This window comes from Streptomyces sp. SCPE 10, assembly GCF_051980735.1.
Lineage (GTDB): Bacteria > Actinomycetota > Actinomycetes > Streptomycetales > Streptomycetaceae > Streptomyces > Streptomyces misionensis.
Window position 1 is genome coordinate 1,094,033 of the sequence record NZ_CP197069.1, and the last position, 23,083, is coordinate 1,117,115.

The window sequence follows — 23,083 nt, forward strand, 5'->3', positions numbered from 1 at the left end:
TCATGCGGGACATGAGCGACGATCACAGGCACGTCCAGGAGTTCTTCACCGCCCGCGCCGCCGACTGGGACCGCAGATTCCCCGACGACGGACCCGCGTACGCGGCCGCCGTGGCCGAGCTTGGGTTGCGGGCGGGTGACCGGGTGCTGGACGCGGGCTGTGGAACGGGGCGCGCGCTGCCCCCGCTGCGGGCCGCCGTGGGCCCCACCGGGATCGTGCTCGGCGCCGATCTGACTCCGGCGATGCTCACGGAGGCCGCCCGGGCGGGCCGGGACCGGGCGGGACTGCTGCTGCTCGCGGATGTGACGGCCCTGCCGTTGCGCTCACGGTCCCTGGACGCGGTGTTCGCCGCGGGGCTCATCGCGCATCTGCCGCGCCCGGAGGAGAACCTGCGGGAGCTCGCCCGGGTGGTGCGGCCCGGTGGGACGCTGGCCCTGTTCCACCCCATCGGCCGGTCCGCGCTGGCGGCACGCCAGGGCCGCCGACTCACGCCCGACGACCTGCGAGCGGAGCCCAACCTCCGCCCGCTGCTCGCCGGTTCGGGATGGCGCATGACGTCGTACACCGACGAGGACGCCCGCTTCCTCGCCCTCGCCGTACGCGAGGACTGACGAGTCAGATCGTTCCGGCGACGGCGGCGGCGAAGGCGTCGGGGTTGTCGAACATGACGTTGTGCCCGGCGCCCGGCACCGTCAGCACCCGCACCCCGGCGGCTTCCAGCCCCGCACGGTCCGCGAGTTCACCGCTCTTCTCCCCTTGCAGATAGACCCGGTCGATGTCCAGGTCCTCCAGGATCGTGCGCATCATGGGGTCGCAGCCGCGTCGCAAGCCGACCGCGCTGCGATGCAGGGCGCGCGGGTCCGCCAACCGCATGGTGGCCGCCCACACCGGGCCGACGGCGTCCAGCACACGCCAGAACGCCTCCTCGACGAATTCCTGCTCCTGGTAGGTGGCGATCGCGCTGCTGCCCGCCGTCAGGGGCGGGAAGGCGTCCAGGTTGGCCTCGGTGAGCACCAGCCGGGAGACGAGTTCCGGCCGTCGGTGCGCGAGCACGATCGCGACGGCACCGCCCATGCTGTGCGCGATCAGCTCGGCGCCGGCGATCCCCGCCGTGTCCAGCGCCGCCGCGACCGCATCGGCGTGCTCCTCCAGGGTGTAGCTGAAGTGCCGGGGCCTGTCGCTGAGGCCATGGCCGGGCAGATCCATGAAGAGGCTGCGCCGGCCGGCGAGTTCCGGGCGGGCGGCGATGTGCGCGTGATAGGCCGTGGACATCGATCCCAGTCCGTGGAGATAGACCCGGGCGGGCTCCTCTCCGGGTACCTCCGTCCAGCGGATCCGGCTTTCCTCACCGTCGAACACGGCCTGCCGCATCGCATCCTCCCCGTCCGTCCTGATCACCGCCAGGACTATACATCGAGGCCGATGTATAGCGTCCATGGGGTATCCAGGCATCGTTGTACACCGTCGCCGTACGGAAGAATGCGGCCATGCTCGAACTCGCCATCCTGGGCTTCCTCTACGAGGCCCCGCTGCACGGATACGTCCTGCGCCGGCACATCGCGGCGCTCACCGGCCATGTCAGGCCCGTCGCGGAGAGCACCCTGTATCCGGCGATCAAGCGGCTGGAGAAGGCGGGCCTTTTGGTGCGGGCCACCGAGCCGGGGGCCGTGGCCGCGCCGCGCCATGTGCTGCGCCCGACCGAGGAGGGGCGGCGGGAGCTGCGGCGCCGGCTCGCCGACCCCGCGCAGCGCGAGATCACCGACGAGAACCAGTGGTTCGTCCTGCTCGCCTTCCTGCGGCATCTGGAGGACCCGGTCGCCCAGGCCGCGGTGCTGCGCCGGCGGCTCGCCTTCCTGGAGGAGCCGACGAGCTTCTTCTACGACGGTGATCGGCCGATCGGCGCCGAGGAGGTGGACGATCCCTTCCGGCAGGGCATCCTCACCATCGCGCGTGCCACGAGCCGGGCCGAACTCGCCTGGCTGCGCGACACCCTCGCGTCACTCGCCGACGTCGGCCGCTGAGGTGTCCAGGTGCCGCACCGGGCAGCCGCGCAGCCCTGGGACCGGGCGAGTACCGAGATCGGCCACGCGGTAGCCGTTCGGGTAACCCTTGATCTCCCAGTTCTGACGCGCGAAGTGCGGGGCGCGGCGCGGCGGAAGCAGCCGTACCACCCGGCCGCGCGCCCTGACGGCACGCCGCACCAGCGCGACGGTGGCCGCACCGGGCTTCTCATAGCGGAACGCACGCAGCAGCGGCTCGTCCAGCAGGGCGAGCACCCCGGTGCGCAGCAGGGGTGCCAGCGGGCGCGGATACCAGGACGACATCAGGCGGAGGGTGGCGTCAGAGACCCGCCGGGCCCCCTCGTCCCAGCCGAAGTTGGCCTCCTCGTAGGTGTCGAGAAGGGTCTCGAACTCCTCGTACGTCTTGGGGAGATCGGGGATGCCCATGTGCCGGCCGAGGGTCCGGTAGTACTCCGTCGTGGCGACGATCTCGTGGCGCGACAGCCGGCGCCAGCCGTAGGTGTCGATCCAGCGCCGCGGCACCACGACGAAGGTGCTGAGCACGTACCGCATGTCGTCGTCGCTGATGTCGTAGCTGCGGTGCATCTGGTTGATGCGCCGGATCGCGGCCCGCCCCTGCTCGGCGGCGAAGCCGTGCTCCACGACGGTGTCGAGGAGGAGGGCGGTGTCGTCGTAGCGCTTCTGGGTGCGCTCGGTCAGCTCGGCCGTCTGCGCGAGGAGCCGGCCGATGCTCGGCACGGCATAGGTGCGGTAGAGGGCCAGTTCCAGGGCACGGGTGTAGTCCCAGGGGAATTCGTAGGCGGTGCTGAGCCGGTAGATCTCCTGCGCGTCCGCCACCGGGTCCAGCCGGCGGATCCGCTCCAGCCTCTCGAAGCGTTTCACCGCGTCGTCCTCCTTCTGCCGCCGGGCTCCAACTCTACGGGGCACGGGAGGAGATGGGCCTTGGTCGAGCTTCCCGTTTCGGAGGGCGGTCGGGGCGCGTGTTCGACGGGTTTCGCGCCCGGGGCCTCCCCCGGGTGCGCGGGGTCTGGGGAAGTCCCGTGGAGACCGTGGCCGTTTCGCCCCCGTCCAGGCGGAAAGCTGCAGGTCCGGGTGGTGTGAGGAGTCGTGACAAGGCCCTTCCGTCCGGTTTAGGGTGCGCGCGGTTGGACGAGCCACTGGGGAGGCAGGCATGGCCGGGACGGACGATGGGACCGTCGCCGCCGCGGACGATGCGCTGTATGTGCTGACGGCGGTACTGCTGACGCCGGCTCAGTTTCCGAGCGTGCTGGGCGACGACTATCCGGAGGCGTGCGCCGCGCTGGGACTCGCACCCCGCGCCGACGGGTACGGCCTCGTACTGGGGCAGGACGGGGACGGCGCCCGCTGGACGGTCGTCATCGACGACGTCTCACTGGTCGCCGTGGCGATCGCGTCCTGGGACTGCGGCCTGGAGTACGAGCTGTCGCCGGACGAGCACGCCATCGTGACCGCCCTGCCCGGCTGGCCGCTGGCGGTCGCCGTAGCGGCCCCCGGTGTCCCCGCGCCGCACGATCCTGGGCCCGAGACGGCCGACCGCCCTCCGCTGAGTCCGCCGGACACGAGTGTGTGGGGCCCCGCTCAGCGGCGTCTGGGCGCCGACGAGATCGCCTCGCAGTGGGCGGCGTGGCGGCAGCAGATCAACGACGACGAGTTCGCCGCGCCGGCCGGCCGGGCCCCCACCACCGGGCCTTCGGCGCGGGCCGAGGAGAGCGGCGCGGGAGCGACGGGCTCGTCGAAGGGCGGCCACCAAGGGGTACGGCGGGTGCTCGCGGAGGCGCGCGCCTACGTCGACTCGCCACCGCCGCTGGGCCGCGTGCGCTCCTCGTTCGCCTCCGGGGACGCCCGCACCCTGCGCGCGGACGGTCCCGGCTGGTCGATGGTGGCCCGCACCGACGACATCGCCTTCGTCCTCCTCGACGACGAGCCGGGCGAGGTGTTGCCGGTCGGCCGGGGCCCCGAGTTGCCCGGACTGCTGGAGGCGCTCGACAAACTGGCCGTACGGCCCTTGTGAGCCGGTACGGCGGGCAGCTTCCTGTAGGACCGGCTCAGCGGCCGAGTTCCTTGCGTGTGACCCTGCGGAGCCTGCGGCGCTGGGAGGGGTCCAGCGCCAGGTAGGCGGCCGCCGGGACGCCCACGATGATCAGGAACGCCACCCACCAGGGCAGCCATATCAGCAGGATCAGACCGACCGCCACACCCCCTGCGGCGATCTTCGCGTTCTTGGACATGAACGTCGCCTCCTTCCCGGCCGCTGCCGTCTCTGCAGTGAGAACGGCCTGCCGCTCCCCGCGGTTCCGGGTCGCGCCCCTGAGACATCCCTGAGAGGTGCCCCTAGGTGTGCTGTCCGGACAGGTTGGTGACGCGGCTGGCTGGTGGTTGGCCGTCGATGCCGGTGTGGGGTCGGTGGCAGGAGCCAGATGACGAGTGCTGCTGCGGTGACGGTGCCGAGGTAGATGTATCCGCGCTTGTCGTAGCGGGTCGCGACGGCTCGGGCGTGCTTGAGCTTGTCGATGGCCCGTTCGACGGTGTCCACCATCGCCCGTGCCCATCAGCACGTCGCCGGGGCCCGGCCGGCGAGTCGGCCGGCCCTGCGCTCGGACACTCGTGGCGAGCCGGGGTAGCCGGGGGCGCCTACGCCCGGCACGCAGGTCCCTTTCGGGCGCGGAGGTCAGATGCGTCGGCGGCTGCCCGGTTTCAGGAGCAGGGGATGACGAAGTTGTCGAAGGAACGCTCGGCGGTGAGCACGCGGTCGTGCCCGTAGTAGGGGCCGGTCTGCTCGTAATTCACGTCAAGGTGGTAGGTCCCGCACGTGATCGCTTCGTTCATGGCGCCCAGGCTGGTGTGGTAGCTGCGGGACACCAGCGTCCAGGCTTTGAAGCGTCCCTCTGAGGGACCCTCCTGCCCTGGGGTCGGCTCGATGCGGACCGTTGCAGTCGCGCCGGCCGGGTAGACGTCGCTGGCGGAGTACCAGATTCCTCCATACCGGTAGGTGGTCCTGTTGGTTTCGATGGTGAAGTGGTAGTCGCCCTGGCGGTCGAGGACATCGACGCAGGTGCGGAGATCGGTGTACGTGGTGCCGCCGTGGCCGTAGACCCCCTCCCAGGGGGTGCAGTGACTGCCGACCACGGCGGTGTCCCCGTCATCGGCCGACGCGGCGGCGGGGGCAACCAGACCGAAGGCGGCCAGGGCGACGGTCGCGGCGATGGCGCGAGTAAAACGCTTGACCCTCATGGTGTCCTCTCTGTCCGTCAGATGCCGCGGCATACGCAGCAGTATCTGAAACGACCGGAGGACTGATGAGGTGATGCTTCTTTGGGGTGAAGACCGGATCGAACGGGTGATGTGGCTCGTTGGTTCGGGCATGGGGCGGGGTGGCCTGACAGATGCCTGCGGCCGTTCCTGCCGGTCAGCAACAGGCGTTGTGGCCGGTGGCGAGACCACCGGCAGGTGATCGACGGGATCCTTCATCGAGTGCGGACCGGCGTGCACTGGCGCGACCTGCCCGAGCGGTTCGGCCCGTGGAAGACGTTCTACGAGCGCCACCGGCTGTGGTCCGCGGACGGAACCTGGGAGCGCCTGCTCCAGCAGATCCAGGCTGAGGCGGACGCGGCCGGTGAGATCGACTGGGACGTCTCTGTGGACTCCACGATCGTCCTGGCACATCAGCACGCGGCCGGCGCTCGCAAACCAGGCAGTTACTCGTCGCAGGAGGGCCGCGCAGGTCGCAGCTGTCTCGTCGGGCAGGTCTTCGGTGTAGGCGAGGCGGGAGCGGTCGTCCAGGGCGGCGTGCAGGTAGGCGTATCCGGTGCCGCCCCGGCGGATCGGCTCCCCGGTGGCCCGATCCAGCGTGGCCAGAGCAGGCAGGCCGTGGCGGACGAACGCGTGTCACAACGTCCCGGGACAACACACCAGTGGGCCGCTCGGCGCCACCGGCCGAGTCCGCCGATCCGGGTCGGCCGCCCGGGCAGCACGCGCGGAGTCGGCGCCCTGACCTGGGTCAAGGGCGCCGATGCGAAGGGAGGGCCGGAGAGTGCGGCGCCTGTGGGGGCGCCGCACTCTCCGGCCCGTGGGGGTCAGCCGCGCGCGCCCAGCAGGTGGTCCATGGCCATCTGGTCGAGCCGCTCGAACGCCATGCCCCGGGCGGCGGCCGCCTCGACGTCGAAGTCCTCGAACGCGGTGCGGTCGGCGAGCAGCGCCTGCAGGCCGTCGGCCGCGGTCGGCTCGGCGAGCTGGTCCAGGCGGGCGGCACGCAGCGCCTCCTGCACCTCCGGGTCGGCGCGGAAGGCGGCCGAGCGCTCCTTGAGGATCAGGTAGTTGCGCATGCAGCCGGCGGCCGACGCCCACACACCGTCGAGGTCCTCGGTCCGCGGCGGCTTGAAGTCGAAGTGCCGCGGGCCCTCGTAACCGGCGCTCTCCAGCAGGTCGACCAGCCAGAACGCCGCCCGCAGGTCGCCGGCGCCGAACCGCAGGTCCTGGTCGTACTTGATGCCGGACTGACCGTTGAGGTCGATGTGGAAGAGCTTGCCCGCCCACAGGGCCTGCGCGATGCCGTGCGGGAAGTTCAGGCCCGCCATCTGCTCGTGGCCGACCTCCGGGTTGACGCCGTACAGCTCGGGCCGCTCCAGGCGCTCGATGAAGGCCAGGGCGTGACCGACGGTGGGCAGCAGGATGTCACCGCGCGGCTCGTTCGGCTTGGGCTCGATGGCGAACCGGAGGTTGTACCCCTGGGCGGTGACGTACTCGCCCAGGATGTCGAACGCCTCCTTCATCCGGTCCAGGGCCGCGCGCACGTCCTTGGCGGCGCCGGACTCGGCGCCCTCGCGACCGCCCCAGGCGACATAGACCTCGGCGCCCAGTTCGGCGGCAAGGTCGATGTTGCGGATCGTCTTCCGCAGCGCGTACCGGCGCACGTCGCGGTCGTTGGCGGTGAAACCGCCGTCCTTGAAGACGGGGTGGGTGAAGAGGTTCGTGGTGGCCATGGGCACCTTCATGCCGGTGGCGTCCAGGGCCTCGCGGAAGCGCTTGATGTGCGACTCGCGCTCGGTGTCGGAGGACCCGAAGGGGATCAGGTCGTCGTCGTGGAAGGTCACACCGTGGGCGCCGAGCTCGGCCAGGCGGTGCACTGTCTCGACGGGGTCGAGGGCTCGGCGGGTGGCGTCGCCGAACGGGTCCCTCCCCTGCCATCCGACGGTCCACAGGCCGAAGGTGAACCTGTCATCGGGGGTGGGCTGGTAGCTCATGGCGCGGCTCCTTGGTCGTGCGGCTATTTCGTCATCGCCGTTTACAAATTAGTATGCGGACGCACCCCTGGGAAGAGACAACGTGTCTTCGACCACAAGGTGACTTCGACCGGTGTCTCCCGCAAGCGCCCAGCCAAGGGGTGCCCCGGGGAGCGCGCCACAGCACATCCCGCGAGCCGCGGAGGTAGGGAGAGCGCCATGTCAGCAGCCGAGGGTCCGCTCGTCGTCGGTGTGGACACGTCCACCCAGTCCACGAAGGCCCTGGTCGTCGACGTGTCCACCGGGCGCGTGGTGGCGAGCGGCCAGGCCCCGCACACCGTCTCCTCCGGCGCGGGCCGGGAGAGTGATCCGCGCCAGTGGTGGGACGCCCTGTGCGAGGCGTTGCGCCAGTGCGGTGAAGCGGCGCACGAGGCCGCCGCGGTGTCGGTCGGCGGCCAGCAGCACGGTCTGGTCACCCTGGACGAGCACGGCGATCCGGTGCGCCCGGCCCTGCTGTGGAACGACGTCCGCTCGGCGCCGCAGGCCCGTCGGCTGGTGGCGGAACTGGGCGGCCCGAAGGCCTGGGCGGAGCGCACGGGCAGTGTGCCCGGCGCGTCGTTCACGGCGACGAAGTGGGCCTGGCTGGCCGAGCACGAGCCGGAGGCGGTCCGCGCGACCAAGGCCGTACGGCTCCCCCACGACTACCTCACCGAGCGTCTGACCGGGCAGGCCGTCACCGACCGCGGTGACGCCTCCGGCACCGGCTGGTGGGCGTCCGGCACGGAGCGGTACGACGAGGAGACCCTGGCGCACATCGGGCTCGACCCGGCGCTGCTGCCCCGGGTGGTGCGGCCGGGCGAGGTGGCCGGGACCGTACGCGACGGCCACGACCTGCCGTTCTCCAGAGGCACTCTGGTGGCGGCCGGAACCGGCGACAACGCGGCGGCGGCCCTGGGGCTCGGGCTGCGGCCGGGCACCCCGGTGCTGAGCCTGGGGACGTCCGGCACGGTGTACGCCGTCTCCCGGCACCGCCCGGCCGATCCGACCGGCACGGTGGCGGGTTTCGCCGATGCGCACGGGGACTGGCTGCCGCTGGCCTGCACCCTGAACTGCACGCTCGCCGTCGACCGCGTCGCGACCCTGCTCGGTCTGGACCGCGAGGCCGTCGCACCCGGCGGCTCCGTCACGCTCCTGCCGTACCTGGACGGCGAGCGGACCCCGAACCTGCCGAACGCCTCCGGGCTGCTGCACGGACTGCGCCACGACACGACCCCGGGCCAGTTGCTCCAGGCTGCGTACGACGGCGCCGTGCACGCACTGCTCGGCGCCCTCGACCTGGTCCTCGACGAGGACGCGGACCGTGACAGCCCGCTGCTGCTGATCGGCGGCGGGGCGCGGGGCCGGGCCTGGCAGCAGACCGTGCGCCGGCTGTCGGGGCGGCCCGTGCGGATCCCGGAGGCGAGGGAGCTGGTCGCCCTGGGCGCGGCCGCCCAGGCAGCCGGGCTGCTGACCGGCGAGGATCCGGCGGCCGTGGCGCGCCGCTGGAACACGACCGCGGGGCCGGTCCTGGAGGCCGTGCCCCAGGACGAGGAGACGCTGGCCCGGATCAGCGGGGTACTCTCCGACGCGGCTCCGCTGCTGGAACGGGCGACGGAGGACCGCTGAGCCCTGCCCCCATGAACCGAGGAATGACGCCGGCATGACCGCACCGCTGAACCAGTCCCTCCCGCAGGGGATCGGCCCAGCCCTGCCGGACACCCAGCAGGGCATGCGCCGGCGCAACCTCGCACGGGTGATGCACGCGGTCAGCGCCGAAGGCTCGCTGTCGCGGGCCGCGGTGGCCTCGCGCATCGGTCTGACGCGGGCCGCCGTGTCGACCCTGGTGGACGAGCTGATCCGCACCGGGCTGCTGGAGGAACTCGGCCCCGAGCGGCCGGGCCGGGTGGGCAGGCCCGGGTCGGCGCTGGCGGTGAGCGGCCGCGGTCCGGCCGGGATCGGCGCGGAGATCGGGGTCGACCACCTGGCGGTGTGCGCGGTCGATCTGCGCGGCACGGTCCGCGCGCGGGCCGTGCACCGGGGTGCCAACCGCGGCCGGGCACCCGAGGCCGTGACCGCGGAGCTGATGTCACTGGTCCGCCAGGTCGTCGCCGAGGCCGGGCGTGAGGAACTGTGGCCCGCGGGACTCGCGGTCGCCGTACCGGGACTGGTGGCGCGTGACGGACGGACGGTCGTCCGCGCCCCCAATCTCGACTGGCGCGACACGGACCTCGGCGCCCTGCTGGGCGGCGACTGGCCGCTCATCGTGGACAACGAGGCCAACTTCGGCGCGCTGGCCGAGCTGTGGCTCGGCGCCGGCACCCCCCGCGAGTTCCTGCACGTGTCGGCGGAGATCGGTATCGGTGCCGCAGTCGTGGTGGACGGGCAACTGCTGCGTGGCACACGGGGTTTCGCAGGCGAGCTGGGTCATGTGCCGGTACGGCCGGACGGGCCCCCGTGTGCGTGTGGCGGGCGTGGCTGTCTCGAGCAGTACGCGGGCCAGGAGGCGGTGCTGCGCGCGGCGGGACTCGAACCGCGCCAGGATCTCGTCGGCCTGCTCGCGGAGCGCGCGGAGCAGGGCGAGGAAGGGGTGCGCGCGGCCCTGCGGGACGCCGGCACGGCGCTCGGCATCGCCCTGACCGGGGCGGTGAACCTGCTCGACCCGGAGACGGTGGTCCTGGGCGGTGCCCTGGCGGGCCTCTCGCCCTGGCTGCTGCCCTCGCTGGAGGCGGAACTGGCGGGTCGTTCGGCGGGCCCGGCCTGTCCTCTTGCGGTGTCGCCGCTCGGCCCCGAGGGCCCCCTGATGGGCGCGGCGCACTCCGTCGTCCGGGCCGTGCTGGACGATCCGGCCGCCGTGGCGCAGCGTTCCTGACACCCGCTTTCCCCTGCCCCGGGGACGCTCTGACAGCGTCTCCGGTGCCGTCCACGCCCCCGTCGGCGCACGGCACTCACCCGAACGGGTGGCCGAGTTGTCCACACGCTTCGGCTTGTCCACGGAACCGTGGCGCACCCTTCTGCCGGACCCGGCCGCGCCGTACCGTGAATCACGCGAGGTGCCCGCTGCCAGCCTGTCAGGTCCCGCTCGGCCCTCGTGACTTCGCAGCATTCACACAGATCGGGCGGCAGCGGACGGACGGAAACCGGGGGACACATGCGCGGGCAGACCAGCGGGACTTTGCGGCAAGACGCCATCGGGTTGCGCGAAGTCCTGTTCCAGAGCATCACGGCGATGGCGCCGGCCGCCGCGGTGGCCGCGTCGATCCCGGCCGGCGCCGCCTTCGCGGGCGGCAGCCTGCCACTGGCGGTGCTCATCGCCCTGGCGGCCTGCCTGTTCACCGCCTCCTGCGTCGCGGAGCTGGCGCGGGAGCTGCCCGCGGCGGGCTCGGTCGCCACCTACGCGGCGCGTGGACTGCATCCGGCCGTCGGCTTCCTCGTCGGCTGGGGCTACGTCTTCGTGGAGATGCTGGTTCCTCCCCTGCTGCTCCTGCAACTGGGCTTCACGGTGGCGGGCACCCTGCATGACGAGTGGCCCTCGTACCCGGCGGATCTGTGGTGGCCCTACCCCTTGGTGGGCGCCGCCGTGATCGCCGTCGCAGGGTACTTCGGGGTCCGGGCCTCGGCCCGTTTCGGCACCGTCCTCGGTGCCTTCGAGGTCCTTGTCTTCCTGGTCTTCGCGGTGCTGCTGATCGACAGGGCGGGCAGCGCCAACACCCTCTCGGTCTTCGGCACTTCGCACACCGCCGACGGATACAGCGGTGTCGGCGGCGTCTTCGCGGGGTCCGTGTACACCGTGCTGGCGTTCGCCGGATTCGAGGCGGCGGCGCCGCTCGCCGAGGAGACGCGCGAGCCCCGGCGGACGATGCACCGCGCGGTGCTGGGCGCCGCCCTGGGCATCGGCCTGTTCTACGTCCTCACGACCTATGCGATGACCGTCTACTTCGGGCCGGACCGGTTCGCCGGATTCGGAGCCTCTGACAGGGCTTCCTGGGAGGGGGTCGCCCGGGCCTCGTTCGGCCTGTTCTGGGTGCTGCTGTTCCTCGCGGTGGTCAACTCCACGATCGCCAACGCCAACGCGTGCGCCAACGTGTCGACCCGTACGGCCTTCGCCCTGGCCCGCGTCCGTGTCCTGCCCCATCTGCTCGCCACGCTCCATCCCCGGCACCGCTCCCCCGTGGCGGGCATCGCGGTGCAAACCGTCGTGGCCGTCGCCGCCGTGCTGGGGCTGGGTCTCGGCTACGGCCCCGAGACGGCGTTCCTGCTCCTCGCCACCGTGATCGTGACGGTCGTCATCGGCGTCTACATCGTGGTGAACCTCGCCTGCGCGGGCCACTTCATACGGACCGGCAGCGGCGCCCTCAAGCCGGTGCGGCATCTGCTGTTCCCGGTACTGGGCATCGCCGCCTTCGTTCCCGCGCTGCTGACGGCTGCCGGCCTTCCGGTGTTCACCTTCGTGACCAAGCTGAGGGCCCCGGTGTCCTATGCCGGCCCCGTGGTCGGCGTCTGGCTGGTGCTCGGTGTGGTGGTGCTGCTGGTCCTGCTCCGGCGCCACCCCGAGCGCATAGCCGAGACCGCGCGGGTCCACCTGGAGGAGCCCGCTCCGGCGATCCCCCGCCAGGACGGCACCGTGCCCGGCTGACCGGCGCCCGCACCGGGCCGATCGGGCGCCGGGCGACCACACCCCACGCCCCGCCCCGTTCCCTCTCTCTCCCCTGCGCACGACCACCCCATCAGAAGGGACCCACGTCACGATGACCGACCCCCGGATCCTCACCGTGCGCCCGCGACCGGACGAGTACGCCTGGACGTTCGGCGGTGCGGAACCCGTGGCACGCATCGCGCCCGGTACGGTGCTCGACCTGTTCACGGAGGACTGCTTCGCCGGCCGGGTCCGCTCGGAGAAGGACCTCGTTTCCGAGGTCTGCGAGTTCCCCTTCCTCAATCCCCAGACGGGTCCCTTTTACATCGAGGGCGCCGAGCCCGGCGACACGGTGGCCGTGCACTTCGTTTCGGTGGAGCCGGCGCGCGACTGGGCGGCCTCGACCACCGTCCCCCTCTTCGGGGCGCTCACCTCCACCCACACCACCGCCTCGCTCCAGCCGCCGCTGCCGGAGCGGGTCTGGATCTGGCAGCTGGACCGCACCCGGCGCACCGCCCTGTTCCGCGCCCGCGACAGCGACTTCGAGGTGGAACTGCCGCTGGAGCCCATGCACGGCACGGTGGGCGTGGCCCCAGCCAACCTGGAGGTCCGCTCGGCGCTGGTCCCGGACGCGCACGGCGGCAACATGGACACCCCCGAGATGCGTGCCGGGGTCACCTGCTACCTCGGTGTCAACGTGGAGGGCGCGCTGCTCAGCCTCGGTGACGGGCACGCACGGCAGGGCGAGGGCGAAACCTGCGGTGTGGCGGTGGAGTGCGCCATGAACACCGTGGTGATCGTGGACCTCCTCAAGGACGTCACGACCCCGTGGCCCCGGCTGGAGTCGGACACGCACATCGTCTCGACCGGATCGGCGCGCCCGCTGGAGGACGCGTTCCGGATATCGCAGCTGGACCTGGTGCAGTGGCTGGTGCGCGACTACGGGTTCAGCGAGCTGGACGCGTACCAGTTCGCCACGCAGACGGTCGAGTCTCCGCTGGCGAACGTGTGCGACACCAACTACACGTGCGTGGCCAAGCTCCGCAAGGAGTGGCTGCCCGCACGGGACACCTACCGCGGTATGCACGCACGGCTACGGGAGACCGCACGGTCCCTGCGCGGCTGACGCCCCGCCCGGCCGCCGACACACACCGGTCACACCCGCCCACATCCCCGCACACACGAACACGAACACAAGGAAGGCGCCCTCCCGTACTTCCGTCACCTCGCCAACCCCACCGACTCCCCTTCCAGAAAGGCATCGACGATGGACATGGACCGGGAAAGACCGCGTCTGAGCAGACGGTGGCTCCTGAAGGGCGCGGCGCTCGCCGCCGTTCCGTACGCGCTGCTGCCCGAGCCGAACGCCGGAGCGCAGACCGGTTCCGTCGACTACCCGGCCGCCGAGTGGCAGCCCGCCAGCACCTCCAACTACACGGCCTCCAGCCGGCCCGGCAGCTACACCATCGACCGCGTCATCATCCACATCACCCAGGAGACGTACGCCAACACCCTGTCCATCTTCCAGAACCCGCAGAAGCAGGTGTCCGCCCACTATCTGGTCCGGTCCGCGGACGGGCACATCGCGCAGTGCGTCCACGAGAGCGACATCGCCTGGCACGCCGGCAACTGGGACTACAACACCCGCAGCATCGGCATCGAGCACGAGGGATGGGTGGACCAGCCCTCCTATTTCACCAACGCCCTCTACGAGCAGTCGGCGAAGCTGACGGCGGCGATCTGCGACAAGTACGGCATCCCCAAGAACAGGGACCACATCCTCGGCCACTACGAGGTACCCGGCACCGACCACACCGATCCCGGTCCCAACTGGGACTGGGTGCGCTACATCAGACTGGTCAACTTCGCCTGACAGGTTTCCCCGACCGACGTCACACCGGTTGTCTGAGCGGACACGGCACGTGACGATGGACCCGGCCGGATCATCGAAGTATCACCGTCCGGGGAGGCCGAGTTGACCGATCCGTGGGTTGCCCTGGAGCCAGGCGCCGATCCCGCCGAGCGCGTCCGGGTGCTGCGCCGGGCGCACGAGACGTTCACCACGGTCGGGGCGGTGCCGCGCCCGGTGCGGTCGGTGGTCGCGGAGTCGTGGCGGCGCAGCGCGCGGGCCGGCGTGGTACCGGACGGCACCGCGAGTGTGGAGCTGTCCGACGGTGATCTGGGTGCCTACCGGGCGGAGCATCCGCTGGCCCAGGTGATGCCGCTGTTCCGGGAGCTGATGGGCACGTTCGCCGCGGACGACGAGCAGCTGCTCGCGGTGTGCGACGCGCAGGGCAGGCTGCTGTGGGTCGAGGGACACCCGGCGGCCCGGCGGCGGGCGGACGGGATGAACTTCGTGCCCGGGGCGCGCTGGTCGGAGACCGCGGTGGGGACCAACGCGCCGGGAACGGCCGTCGCCCTGGGCCGGCCGGTGCAGGTGTTCGCGGCGGAGCACTTCACACGGCGGGTGCAGACCTGGACGTGTGTTGCCGCTCCGGTGCACGATCCGCGCACCGGGCGGGTCCTGGGCGCGGTGGACGTCACCGGCGGGGACCGGCTGGCGCATCCGCACAGCCTGGGCTTCGTACAGGCGGTGGCACGGGCCGCGGAGGCCCAGTTGGCGCTGCTCGCCCCGGTGCGGCCCGCCGCGGACACGCCGACGCTGGGCGCGCTGGGCCGGGACGAGGCCGAACTCACCCTCGACGGTCGGCGGATCAGGCTGAGCCGTCGGCACAGCGAGATCGTGCTGCTGCTGTCCCGGCACCCCGAGGGGCTGACGGGTGACGAGCTGCTCTGCGCGCTGTACGCGGACGAGTCGGTGACGCCGGTGACTCTGCGGGCCGAACTGGCTCGCCTGCGACGGCTGTTGGGGCCTGAGCTGCTGGCCTCGCGACCGTACCGGCTGACTGCGGCGGTCGACGCGGACGCGACCGTGGTGGAGCGGCGGCTGGGCTCGGGAGCGCTGACCGCGGCGATGGAGATGTACGCCGGACCGCTGCTGCCCGGTTCGCAGGCGCCGGCGATCGTACGGCTGCGGGAGCGTCTGGAGCGGGAGCTGCGGGCGGCTCTGATCGCGCACCGCGATCCCGACCTGCTGGCGGACTGGGCGCACGCACGGTGGGGCGAGGACGACATAGAGGTGTGGCGGGCGCTCGCCGCGTTGCGTCCGTCGGCTTCGGTGCGGGAGCGGCTGGCGGCGCTGGAGACCGAGTTGGCGGCGCCCGTCGTCCGGACACGGCCGCGAAGCTGCGGCGCAACGTACTCGCAACGTCCGCCCGCCTAGCCTCGCGCCGAGAGCTGCCCAAGGGCGGGCAGCGCTGCACCGGGAGGCACTTCAGGATGACTCGTTACGCGGCGCCGGGCACCGAGGGCGCGATCGTCTCCTACCAGGCGCGTTACGACCACTTCATCGGCGGGGAGTACGTGCCGCCGGTGCGCGGGCAGTACTTCGAGAACCCGTCGCCGGTCAACGGGCTGCCGTTCACCGAGGTCGCGCGCGGCACCGCGGAGGACGTGGAGCGGGCACTGGACGCGGCGCACGCCGCCGCCCCCGGGTGGGGCCGTACGTCGGTGACGGAGCGCTCCGACATCCTGCGCAAGATCGCCGACCGGATGGAGGCCAACCTCGAAGCCCTGGCGGTGGCGGAGAGCTGGGAGAACGGCAAGCCGGTGCGAGAGACGCTGGCGGCAGACATCCCGCTGGCGATCGACCACTTCCGGTACTTCGCCGGGGCGATCCGGGCGCAGGAGGGATCGCTGGGCGAGATCGACGACGACACGGTGGCGTACCACTTCCACGAGCCGCTCGGGGTGGTCGCGCAGATCATTCCGTGGAACTTCCCGATCCTGATGGCCACGTGGAAGCTGGCGCCGGCGCTTGCCGCGGGCAACGCGGTGGTGCTCAAGCCCGCCGAGCAGACCCCGGCCTCCATCCACTACTGGGTGAGCCTGATCGCCGATCTGCTGCCGCCTGGCGTGCTGAACATCGTCAACGGCTTCGGCGTCGAGGCGGGCAAGCCGCTGGCGTCGAGCCCGCGGGTGGCGAAGGTGGCGTTCACCGGGGAGACCACGACCGGGCGGCTGATCATGCAGTACGCCTCCGAGAACATCAAGCCGGTCACGCTCGAACTCGGCGGCAAGTCGCCGAACATCTTCTTCGACGACGTGTGGGCGCACGACGACGACTTCCGCGACAAGGCGCTGGAAGGCTTCACCATGTTCGCGCTCAACCAGGGCGAGGTGTGCACCTGCCCGTCCCGGGCGCTCGTCCAGCGCGGCAACTACGCGGAGTTCCTGGAGGCCGCGGTCGAGCGCACCCGGCAGATCAAGCACGGGCACCCTCTCGACACGGACACGATGATCGGCGCCCAGGCCTCCAACGACCAGCTGGAGAAGATCCTCTCCTATCTGGACATCGGCCGGCAGGAGGGCGCGAAGGTCCTCACCGGTGGTGAACGGATCGAGTACGACGGTGAGCTGAAGGGCGGCTACTACGTCCAGCCGACCATCTTCGAGGGCGACAACCGGATGCGGATCTTCCAGGAGGAGATCTTCGGCCCGGTCGTCTCGGTGGCCTCCTTCGACGACTTCGACGACGCCATCAAGATCGCCAACGACACGCTGTACGGCCTCGGCGCCGGCGTGTGGACCCGCGACATCAACACCGCCTACCGCGCGGGCCGCGCGATCCAGGCGGGCCGTGTGTGGACCAACTGCTACCACGCGTACCCGGCGCACGCCGCGTTCGGCGGGTACAAGCAGTCCGGCATCGGCCGTGAGACCCACAAGATGATGCTGGAGCACTACCAGCAGACGAAGAACCTTCTGGTGTCGTACTCGCCGAAGAAGCTGGGCTTCTTCTAGACGCCGGCGAAGGGCGCCTGACCAGGGGAGATGTCTGGCAGGCGCCCTTCTCGGCGCACACCTAAAGGGCGTTGCACAAGGCCGTGAGCTGGGCATCTCTTAGGTATGGCCGCGGTGTTACGTGCTGAACGAGTGTGGGTGGAGACGTTCACGGGGCTGCGGATGACGCAGTTTTCGGGTCTGTTGAAGGTGGTGCGGGAGCGGGGCGGCAACGGCACTTTGCGGGGCCGGCCGTGGTCGTTGCCGCTGGGCGAGCGGGTCTTGATGGTCGCGGTGTATTACCGAACGAACCTGACCATGCGGCAGCTGGGCCCGCTGTTCGGCGTCTCGTCCTCCGCGGTGTGCCGTGTGATCCAGCGGCTGGGACCGTTGCTCGCCCTGGAGCCCGTCTCCCGCCCCTCTGACGCCCCAGAGCGGATGTGGATCGTGGACGGCACGCTCATCCCGGTGCGCGACCGTGGCGTGGGCGCCTCCTCCCGTAACTACCGGTTCTCGGCGAACGTGCAGGTCATCGTGGATGCCGAGACCCGCCTCGTGGTGGCAGCAGCCCGGCCAGTGCCCGGCAACACCGCCAATGCCAGGGCATGGCGGGACTCGGCTCTGGCCGAGCACTGCCGCGGCGTGACTGTGCTCGGCGACGGCGCCTATATCAGCACGGGTCTGGTCGCCCCGCATCGCAAACGCCCCGGACGAGCACTACTGAAAGGCGAGGAAGAGGACAACGCCGCCCACCGCAAGGTCCGCGCACGCGTCGAGCACGTCTTCTCCCGGATGAAGAACTACAAGATCCTCCGCGACTGCCGGCAGCACGGCGACGGCCTCCATCACGCAGTCCAGGCGGTGGCCCGCATGCACAACCTCGCCCTCGCCGCATGATCGCCCAGACCAACAGCCCGCCTCAGGTTGCTTGATCACGGCCTTGTGCAACACCCTTTAGCCAGCCAGCTACGACCGAAGGCGGCCCCGCGGATGGCCGAGCGGCTGGCGGAGGACATCTTCACCGCGCTCGACGAACAGACCGTCGTCGTCCCGGGCACCGACGTGGCCACGCTGATCGTCCCCAGCCTCGCCAGTTCCCTCACGTCCGTCCTTGACCAGCGCAAACTCCTCGCTGCAAAGATCGAAAAGCTTCTGGAGGCCCACTGGCCCACCCTCTTTCCCAGGTCCTGATCTCGATGCACGGCATCGGGGTCAGGACCGCAGCCCGCATCCTCATCGACGTCGGTGACGGCAGCGGCTTCGCCACCGCCGGCCACCTCGCCGCCTACGCCGGCCTGGCACCCGTGACCCGGAACTCAGGCTCCTCCATCCGCGGCGAGCACCCTTCACGGCGCGGTAACAAGCAGCTCAAACGGGCCTTCTGTCTCGCCGCGTTCGCATCGCTCTCCCTGGGAGCGTGGAGGGCGCCGCAAGGGCGCTTGGGCGAGCGAAGGGGTACGACCTGATCCGCAGGGGGCGGTTTCCGTGCCGCGTGCTTCGCATGGGGCGAAGCTCGCGCGTCGTCACGGCGTCCTTGCTCCGTGTGCTCGAAAGCGGAGAACCGGACTTCGACGATGCCCGCATTTGATGCCGTCGGCACCCTGGGCCAGCGACGGGGAGGCCCCACCAAACCTCGACGGGGCCTCGGCGTCTCACTGAGGTCGAGCGCCTCACTGCGTCCCTGGCAGATAGCTCAGGTGGTCAGACCGGCGCTGGTCAGCCAGATGTGTTCGCATGTCGCCGACGCTTCCTGGAGCTTCTCGCGGGATTCCTGTGAGGCGTGGTAGAAGGTCCGCTCGATCATCCAGCACAGGGCCCGTGCCATCGCCGGGGCCTGGTCCGGTGCGGTGCCGGCCTGGATGCCGGCGCGTTCCAGTACGGCGGTGATAGCCGCGATGAACAGGTCAGCCGTGTGGTTCCACAGCTCGCCGATCTCCGGCACGGTCAACGACAGGTCGATCGCCGTGCGCATGACCAGGCCGTGCTCATTCCACAGCTCGACCGTGCGCTGCATGGCCGCCGCGATGGCCCGGCGCGGCTCGTCGGCCTCCGCGGTGGCCTTCGACCGCTCCCACAGGTGCTCGACGGTCCGGGCCACGAGTGCCGTGACCACTTCTTGCTTGGAGCCGTAGTAGAAGTACAGCGCGCCGCGGGTGATGCCGGCGCCCTGGGCGATGTCGCCGACGGTCATGGCGTCGTAGCCCTTGTGGGCCAGCAGGGCCTCGCAGGTGTCGAGGATGGCCCGCTCCCGGATGTCGCCCTTGCGTTCGGCGGCGCGACGGCTCCGCGCGGGGTGGTGGCCGGGCATCAGAGCTGCGCGCCGTCGGCGAAGTCGGTGGTACGGGAGAGTGCCTCCCATGCGCGGATGTCCTCGTCCACGGCCGCGCGGGCATCGGTGACCAGTCGCAGTGCGTCCGAGCCCAGGACGAGGTGGGCCGGCGGACGCTCGACCGAAGTGATGTGCACGAGGGCGTCCCCGGCTTTGGCCGGATTGCCCAACTGGTTGCCGCTGGCCTTCTGCCGGGCTTCGCGGATGGGGGTGAACAACTCGTCGTAGTCGTCGACGGTCCGCGCGGCGCGCGTCATGGACCGTCCGGCCCAGTCGGTGCGGAAGGAGCCGGGCTCGATCGCCGTCACGTGGATGCCGAACTGCGCGACTTCCTTGCCCAGCGCCTCGAGGATGCCTTCCAGGGCGAACTTGCTGCCGCAGTAGGCGGACATGCCGGGCACGGCCATGAGCCCGCCCATGGAGGTGACGGCCATCAGGTGTCCGCGGCGACGTCGGCGCATGTGGGGCAGCGCCGCCTGCAGCGTGGCCACCGCTCCGAACACGTTGACCTCGAACTGCCGCCGCACCTCGGCCAGCGGGGTTTCCTCGAAGGTTCCCTCCAGGCCGTAGCCGGCGTTGGCGACGACGACATCCAAAGGGCCGACGTTCTGCTCCACCTCCGCGACCACACCGTGGACGGCGTCGTCGTCCGTCACGTCCAGCAGGCGACCGTGAGCGTTACCGGGCCTGAGTTCTTCGAAGGCCCGCAGGTCCTCCTCGGAGCGGACTGTGCCGACGACGGTGTGACCTGCGGCCAGGGCGGCCTCGGCGAAGGCACGTCCGAGGCCCGTGCTGACGCCGGTGATGAGCCAGTTCTGCTTGTGCATTGTTCCTCCAGAGAGGTCTTGCGAGGAGCCGGACCGTTCCTCCACCAGAAAGTCTACACCGTGTCGATTTTTGCCGTCACAGCGTAGATTCTGGTAGTGCTCACGGGATGGAGGGCTTAGAGTTCATCTCATTTGGCTGAGTAGGCTGTCGGCTGTGGTGGGGATCATTGAGCGGCTGGTGCCGGACGAGCTGTGGGAACTGTTCCAGCGGGTCGCGCCGGAGGCACCATCACGGCCTCAAGGTGGCGGCCGGCGCCGGCACGGCGACCGTGAGGTGCTGGCGGCGATTGTGTTCGTGGCGACGTCGGGCTGCACGTGGCAGCAGCTGCCGAAGTCGTCGTTCGGACCGTCCGGAGCGACAGCTCACCGACGGTTCACCGAATGGACGAAGGCTCGCGTGTGGGCCAAGCTGCACCGCCTGGTCCTGGACGAACTCGGAGCCCGCGGAGACCTGGACTGGTCTCGCTGCGCGATCGACTCGGTGAACTTGCGGGCCCTGAAAAAGGGGAGCTGACGGGTCCGAATCCTGTCGACCGGGGCAAGTACGGCTCGAAGATCCACCTGATCACCGAGCGGACCGGTCTGCCCCTGTCTGTCGGCATCTCCGGTGCCAACGTCCACGACAGCCAGGCTCTGATCCCGCTCGTGAAGGGCATACCGCCGATCCGGTCCCGGCGAGGCCCCCGTAGGCGTAAGCCCGGCAAACTGCACGCCGACAAGGGTTACGACTACTCCCACCTGCGGCGATGGTTATCCCAGCGGGGTATCCGGCACCGCATAGCCCGCAAGGGAGTCGAGACGTCGCAACGGCTCGGCCGGCACCGCTGGACCATCGAGCGCACGATGGCCTGGCTCGCCGGCTGCCGCCGACTCCACCGCCGCTACGAGCGCAAGGCCGAACACTTCCTCGCCTTCACGAGCATCGCCTGCACCCTCATCTGCTACCGCAGACTCACCAAATGAGATGACGTCTTAAGAGTTCATCTCATTTGGCTGAGTAGGCTGTCGGCTGTGGTGGGGATCATTGAGCGGCTGGTGCCGGACGAGCTGTGGGAACTGTTCCAGCGGGTCGCGCCGGAGGCACCATCACGGCCTCAAGGTGGCGGCCGGCGCCGGCACGGCGACCGTGAGGTGCTGGCGGCGATTGTGTTCGTGGCGACGTCGGGCTGCACGTGGCAGCAGCTGCCGAAGTCGTCGTTCGGACCGTCCGGAGCGACAGCTCACCGACGGTTCACCGAATGGACGAAGGCTCGCGTGTGGGCCAAGCTGCACCGCCTGGTCCTGGACGAACTCGGAGCCCGCGGAGACCTGGACTGGTCTCGCTGCGCGATCGACTCGGTGAACTTGCGGGCCCTGAAAAAGGGGAGCTGACGGGTCCGAATCCTGTCGACCGGGGCAAGTACGGCTCGAAGATCCACCTGATCACCGAGCGGACCGGTCTGCCCCTGTCTGTCGGCATCTCCGGTGCCAACGTCCACGACAGCCAGGCTCTGATCCCGCTCGTGAAGGGCATACCGCCGATCCGGTCCCGGCGAGGCCCCCGTAGGCGTAAGCCCGGCAAACTGCACGCGGACAAGGGTTACGACTACTCCCACCTGCGGCGATGGTTATCCCAGCGGGGTATCCGGCACCGCATAGCCCGCAAGGGAGTCGAGACCTCGCAACGGCTCGGCCGACACCGCTGGACCATCGAGCGCACGATGGCCTGGCTCGCCGGCTGCCGCCGACTCCACCGCCGCTACGAGCGCAAGGCCGAACACTTCCTCGCCTTCACGAGCATCGCCTGCACCCTCATCTGCTACCGCAGACTCACCAAATGAGATGACGTCTAAGGCCATCCGGCCTCGGGGCTGGGTGGGCTCGCCTACCGGAAAGAGCGCGCCGACGACGTATCCGGCGCGAGCCCCCCCGTCGTGCCCGGCGATCACCACGTCGCGCAGGTACAGAGCCTCGACAAAGTCGCTCAGGTCCTGGCCGAGCGCGCCGATCTGCCCGCTGCGCAGGCGCCCGGCATCCTGGAACCGGGTGTCCCCGAAGCCGCGCAGATACGGCCGGTACACCCGGTGACCCGCCTGGTGCAGACGCGGCAGGACGCCATCCCGCGCCGACGGCGTCGGCGAGCCGGACGGCGCTCCGGCACTGCGGACGCGGGTCTTCAGCGACTGCGGCCCGGCTGATGATGTCACCAGCCGGGCCGTAGTCGAGTGGGTCACAGCCCCAAGGGGTGAGTACCCAGTTCAGATGCGCTTCGGAGCGCTGGGGCAGGCGTTCGTAGCCGCGCGCTGAAGTCACCTTCCCTCACAGCTTTCCGGCCCCCGGACGATTGTGTCTGCCGACGGCGATGTCAGTGCCGTGCGCTACCTTCTGGCCCGGATCAGGACTACAGACAGAATTCTTCGAGGAGTGGTGATGATGGTGGCGCTGTCCGGGCTGTCGGAGCGCAACGAGTTCTCAGCTGTGATCATCAGGACCGACTTTACGGACGAGGCTGCGTGGCGGGAGGTGACGGCGGAGCTGGAGAGGTCCTCCCACTACGACGGCGACCCTGCGGATTCCTATGACGTGGTCGACGCGCCGGAGCTGGACGGCGCGGACACAGACGCGATCCTGGCGGCGATATCGGCTCACGAGGAGCTGTGGGACCAGCTCAGTGTGGTGTTCGTCGCCGACAGCACGACGATGCGTGCCGACCACCACGCCCTGCTTGCGGTCACCACCATGACCCGGGAGGACTTTGACACCGACGAGGATTACGAGGCCACGGTCGAGTTCGGACGGGAATTCCGCACGGTGCCGAGCGGTATCCACTCCATCCATGCCAACCTTGAACTGGCCAACATGGACTTCGAGGCGTTCTCGTCGCGCGCGCACGAGGACTCGGAAGGAGTTTTCCGCTCCTTCACCGAGTAGGACCCATGATCATCCGAGGGCCGGCGTCTTCCGCGTCCACTGACTCGTGCGCGGGCTTTTGCGCGTCAGCCGCCGGGTCACCATGGTGATGAGTGCCCAATTCAGGCGTGCTTCCGAGTGCTGTAGAAGGCGCTCGTAGTCACGAGCGTTGCGGCCTCACCCTCGATCGCTCCCCACACGCGTGGCTCGGACCCCCTGAGTGTCGTGAACGACGTGGCCACGGAATCGCCGACCAGACCCGG

At 70.5% G+C, this 23,083-nt stretch carries 21 protein-coding genes and 5 pseudogenes; 16 read left to right on the top strand and 10 right to left on the bottom strand.

Annotation, left to right across the window (positions count from 1 at the left end; all coding sequences use genetic code 11):
• The first annotated feature begins 11 nt into the window (after positions 1–11).
• A complete protein-coding gene (locus tag ACSP97_RS05095; RefSeq protein ID WP_355154704.1) occupies positions 12–611 on the top strand; it encodes a class I SAM-dependent methyltransferase in 600 nt (199 codons plus the stop codon).
• 4 nt (positions 612–615) lie between these two features.
• Here the strand turns inward: ACSP97_RS05095 and ACSP97_RS05100 are convergent, their stop codons facing one another.
• A complete protein-coding gene (locus ACSP97_RS05100; protein ID WP_440558553.1) occupies positions 616–1,371 on the bottom strand; it encodes an alpha/beta fold hydrolase in 756 nt (251 codons plus the stop codon).
• Positions 1,372–1,487: 116 nt separating this feature from the next.
• Between ACSP97_RS05100 and ACSP97_RS05105 the strand changes: the two genes are divergently transcribed.
• Positions 1,488–2,021, top strand: coding sequence for a PadR family transcriptional regulator (locus tag ACSP97_RS05105; protein ID WP_355154700.1), 534 nt, complete (start codon positions 1,488–1,490; stop codon positions 2,019–2,021).
• Here ACSP97_RS05105 and ACSP97_RS05110 read toward each other — a convergent pair.
• On the bottom strand, positions 1,998–2,903 hold the full coding sequence (locus tag ACSP97_RS05110) for an oxygenase MpaB family protein (RefSeq protein ID WP_358674244.1): 906 nt from the start codon (positions 2,901–2,903) through the stop codon (positions 1,998–2,000). The genes ACSP97_RS05105 and ACSP97_RS05110 overlap by 24 nt on opposite strands.
• 289 nt (positions 2,904–3,192) lie before the next feature.
• Between ACSP97_RS05110 and ACSP97_RS05115 the strand changes: the two genes are divergently transcribed.
• The gene (locus ACSP97_RS05115) at positions 3,193–4,053 is read left to right on the top strand and encodes a hypothetical protein (RefSeq protein WP_355154697.1); all 861 of its coding nucleotides are present in this window, start codon (positions 3,193–3,195) and stop codon (positions 4,051–4,053) included.
• 34 nt (positions 4,054–4,087) lie between these two features.
• Here ACSP97_RS05115 and ACSP97_RS05120 read toward each other — a convergent pair whose 3' ends face one another.
• From ACSP97_RS05120 to ACSP97_RS05130, 3 genes and pseudogenes are all read right to left on the bottom strand, one after another.
• Complete coding sequence (locus ACSP97_RS05120) at positions 4,088–4,270, bottom strand: hypothetical protein (protein ID WP_070026425.1); 183 nt, start codon at positions 4,268–4,270, stop codon at positions 4,088–4,090.
• Between the two features lie 176 nt (positions 4,271–4,446).
• Positions 4,447–4,566: pseudogene (locus tag ACSP97_RS05125) on the bottom strand (IS5/IS1182 family transposase); the annotation flags it as partial.
• Between the two features lie 170 nt (positions 4,567–4,736).
• The gene (locus tag ACSP97_RS05130) at positions 4,737–5,306 is read right to left on the bottom strand and encodes a hypothetical protein (RefSeq protein WP_355330009.1); all 570 of its coding nucleotides are present in this window, start codon (positions 5,304–5,306) and stop codon (positions 4,737–4,739) included.
• A gap of 78 nt (positions 5,307–5,384) precedes the next feature.
• Here ACSP97_RS05130 and ACSP97_RS05135 point away from each other — a divergent pair.
• Positions 5,385–5,735 (top strand): annotated as a pseudogene (locus tag ACSP97_RS05135) (IS5 family transposase); the annotation flags it as partial.
• On the opposite strand, the pseudogene ACSP97_RS05140 reads toward ACSP97_RS05135, so the two are convergent.
• Both ACSP97_RS05140 and xylA read right to left on the bottom strand, forming a co-directional pair.
• Positions 5,715–5,918 (bottom strand): annotated as a pseudogene (locus tag ACSP97_RS05140) (IS481 family transposase); the annotation flags it as partial. The pseudogenes ACSP97_RS05135 and ACSP97_RS05140 sit on opposite strands and share 21 nt — an antisense overlap.
• A gap of 197 nt (positions 5,919–6,115) precedes the next feature.
• Complete coding sequence (gene xylA, locus ACSP97_RS05145; protein ID WP_440556486.1) at positions 6,116–7,282, bottom strand: xylose isomerase; 1,167 nt, start codon at positions 7,280–7,282, stop codon at positions 6,116–6,118.
• 198 nt (positions 7,283–7,480) lie between these two features.
• On the opposite strand from xylA, the gene xylB reads away from it, so the two are divergent.
• The 9 genes and pseudogenes from xylB to ACSP97_RS05190 form a co-directional block, all read left to right on the top strand.
• Entirely contained in the window at positions 7,481–8,926 is a 1,446-nt protein-coding gene (gene xylB / locus ACSP97_RS05150) for a xylulokinase (protein WP_355330007.1), read from the top strand.
• A gap of 34 nt (positions 8,927–8,960) precedes the next feature.
• Positions 8,961–10,169, top strand: coding sequence for an ROK family transcriptional regulator (locus tag ACSP97_RS05155; RefSeq protein WP_355330004.1), 1,209 nt, complete (start codon positions 8,961–8,963; stop codon positions 10,167–10,169).
• Between the two features lie 279 nt (positions 10,170–10,448).
• Positions 10,449–11,933: an APC family permease gene (locus ACSP97_RS05160; RefSeq protein ID WP_440556488.1), complete on the top strand. Its 1,485-nt coding sequence runs from the start codon at positions 10,449–10,451 to the stop codon at positions 11,931–11,933.
• Positions 11,934–12,045: 112 nt separating this feature from the next.
• Positions 12,046–13,059 carry an acetamidase/formamidase family protein gene (locus ACSP97_RS05165; RefSeq protein WP_358674253.1) on the top strand — a complete coding sequence of 338 codons (1,014 nt, stop codon included), beginning with the start codon at positions 12,046–12,048 and terminating at the stop codon, positions 13,057–13,059.
• A 147-nt stretch (positions 13,060–13,206) separates the two neighbouring features.
• Positions 13,207–13,806: an N-acetylmuramoyl-L-alanine amidase gene (locus ACSP97_RS05170; protein ID WP_358272543.1), complete on the top strand. Its 600-nt coding sequence runs from the start codon at positions 13,207–13,209 to the stop codon at positions 13,804–13,806.
• A gap of 102 nt (positions 13,807–13,908) precedes the next feature.
• Entirely contained in the window at positions 13,909–15,216 is a 1,308-nt protein-coding gene (locus ACSP97_RS05175; RefSeq protein ID WP_355154985.1) for a GAF domain-containing protein, read from the top strand.
• Between the two features lie 56 nt (positions 15,217–15,272).
• Positions 15,273–16,796: an aldehyde dehydrogenase gene (adh, locus tag ACSP97_RS05180; RefSeq protein WP_355154983.1), complete on the top strand. Its 1,524-nt coding sequence runs from the start codon at positions 15,273–15,275 to the stop codon at positions 16,794–16,796.
• Between the two features lie 105 nt (positions 16,797–16,901).
• On the top strand, positions 16,902–17,672 hold the full coding sequence (locus ACSP97_RS05185) for a transposase (protein ID WP_440556491.1): 771 nt from the start codon (positions 16,902–16,904) through the stop codon (positions 17,670–17,672).
• A 57-nt stretch (positions 17,673–17,729) separates the two neighbouring features.
• A pseudogene (locus ACSP97_RS05190) lies at positions 17,730–18,181 on the top strand (transposase); the annotation flags it as partial.
• A gap of 287 nt (positions 18,182–18,468) precedes the next feature.
• Here the strand turns inward: ACSP97_RS05190 and ACSP97_RS05195 are convergent.
• Together ACSP97_RS05195 and ACSP97_RS05200 are read right to left on the bottom strand one after the other, a co-directional pair.
• Positions 18,469–19,083: a TetR/AcrR family transcriptional regulator gene (locus ACSP97_RS05195; RefSeq protein WP_355154981.1), complete on the bottom strand. Its 615-nt coding sequence runs from the start codon at positions 19,081–19,083 to the stop codon at positions 18,469–18,471.
• A complete protein-coding gene (locus tag ACSP97_RS05200; protein ID WP_440556493.1) occupies positions 19,083–19,931 on the bottom strand; it encodes an oxidoreductase in 849 nt (282 codons plus the stop codon). The genes ACSP97_RS05195 and ACSP97_RS05200 overlap by 1 nt, the downstream gene beginning before the upstream one ends.
• A 163-nt stretch (positions 19,932–20,094) precedes the next feature.
• Between ACSP97_RS05200 and ACSP97_RS05205 the strand changes: the two genes are divergently transcribed.
• The 3 genes from ACSP97_RS05205 to ACSP97_RS05215 all read left to right on the top strand — a co-directional run bounded on the left by ACSP97_RS05205 (position 20,095) and on the right by ACSP97_RS05215 (position 22,841).
• Positions 20,095–20,894 (top strand): IS5 family transposase gene (locus ACSP97_RS05205; protein WP_259332577.1). Its coding sequence is split into 2 segments (ribosomal slippage): positions 20,095–20,430 and positions 20,433–20,894, totalling 798 coding nucleotides; the frame shifts between segments, so codons are not numbered across the junction.
• A gap of 57 nt (positions 20,895–20,951) precedes the next feature.
• Positions 20,952–21,751, top strand: a protein-coding gene (locus tag ACSP97_RS05210) for an IS5 family transposase (RefSeq protein WP_259332577.1) whose coding sequence is annotated in 2 segments (ribosomal slippage) — positions 20,952–21,287 and positions 21,290–21,751 — 798 coding nt in all. Because the reading frame shifts where the segments join, the coding sequence is not laid out codon by codon here.
• A gap of 589 nt (positions 21,752–22,340) precedes the next feature.
• Positions 22,341–22,841 (top strand): DUF6924 domain-containing protein, encoded by a 501-nt coding sequence (locus tag ACSP97_RS05215; RefSeq protein ID WP_355154975.1) that lies wholly within the window; start codon positions 22,341–22,343, stop codon positions 22,839–22,841.
• 18 nt (positions 22,842–22,859) lie between these two features.
• Here ACSP97_RS05215 and ACSP97_RS05220 read toward each other — a convergent pair.
• Positions 22,860–22,994, bottom strand: a pseudogene (locus ACSP97_RS05220) (IS5-like element IS4811 family transposase); the annotation flags it as partial.
• Between the last annotated feature and the right edge of the window lie 89 nt (positions 22,995–23,083).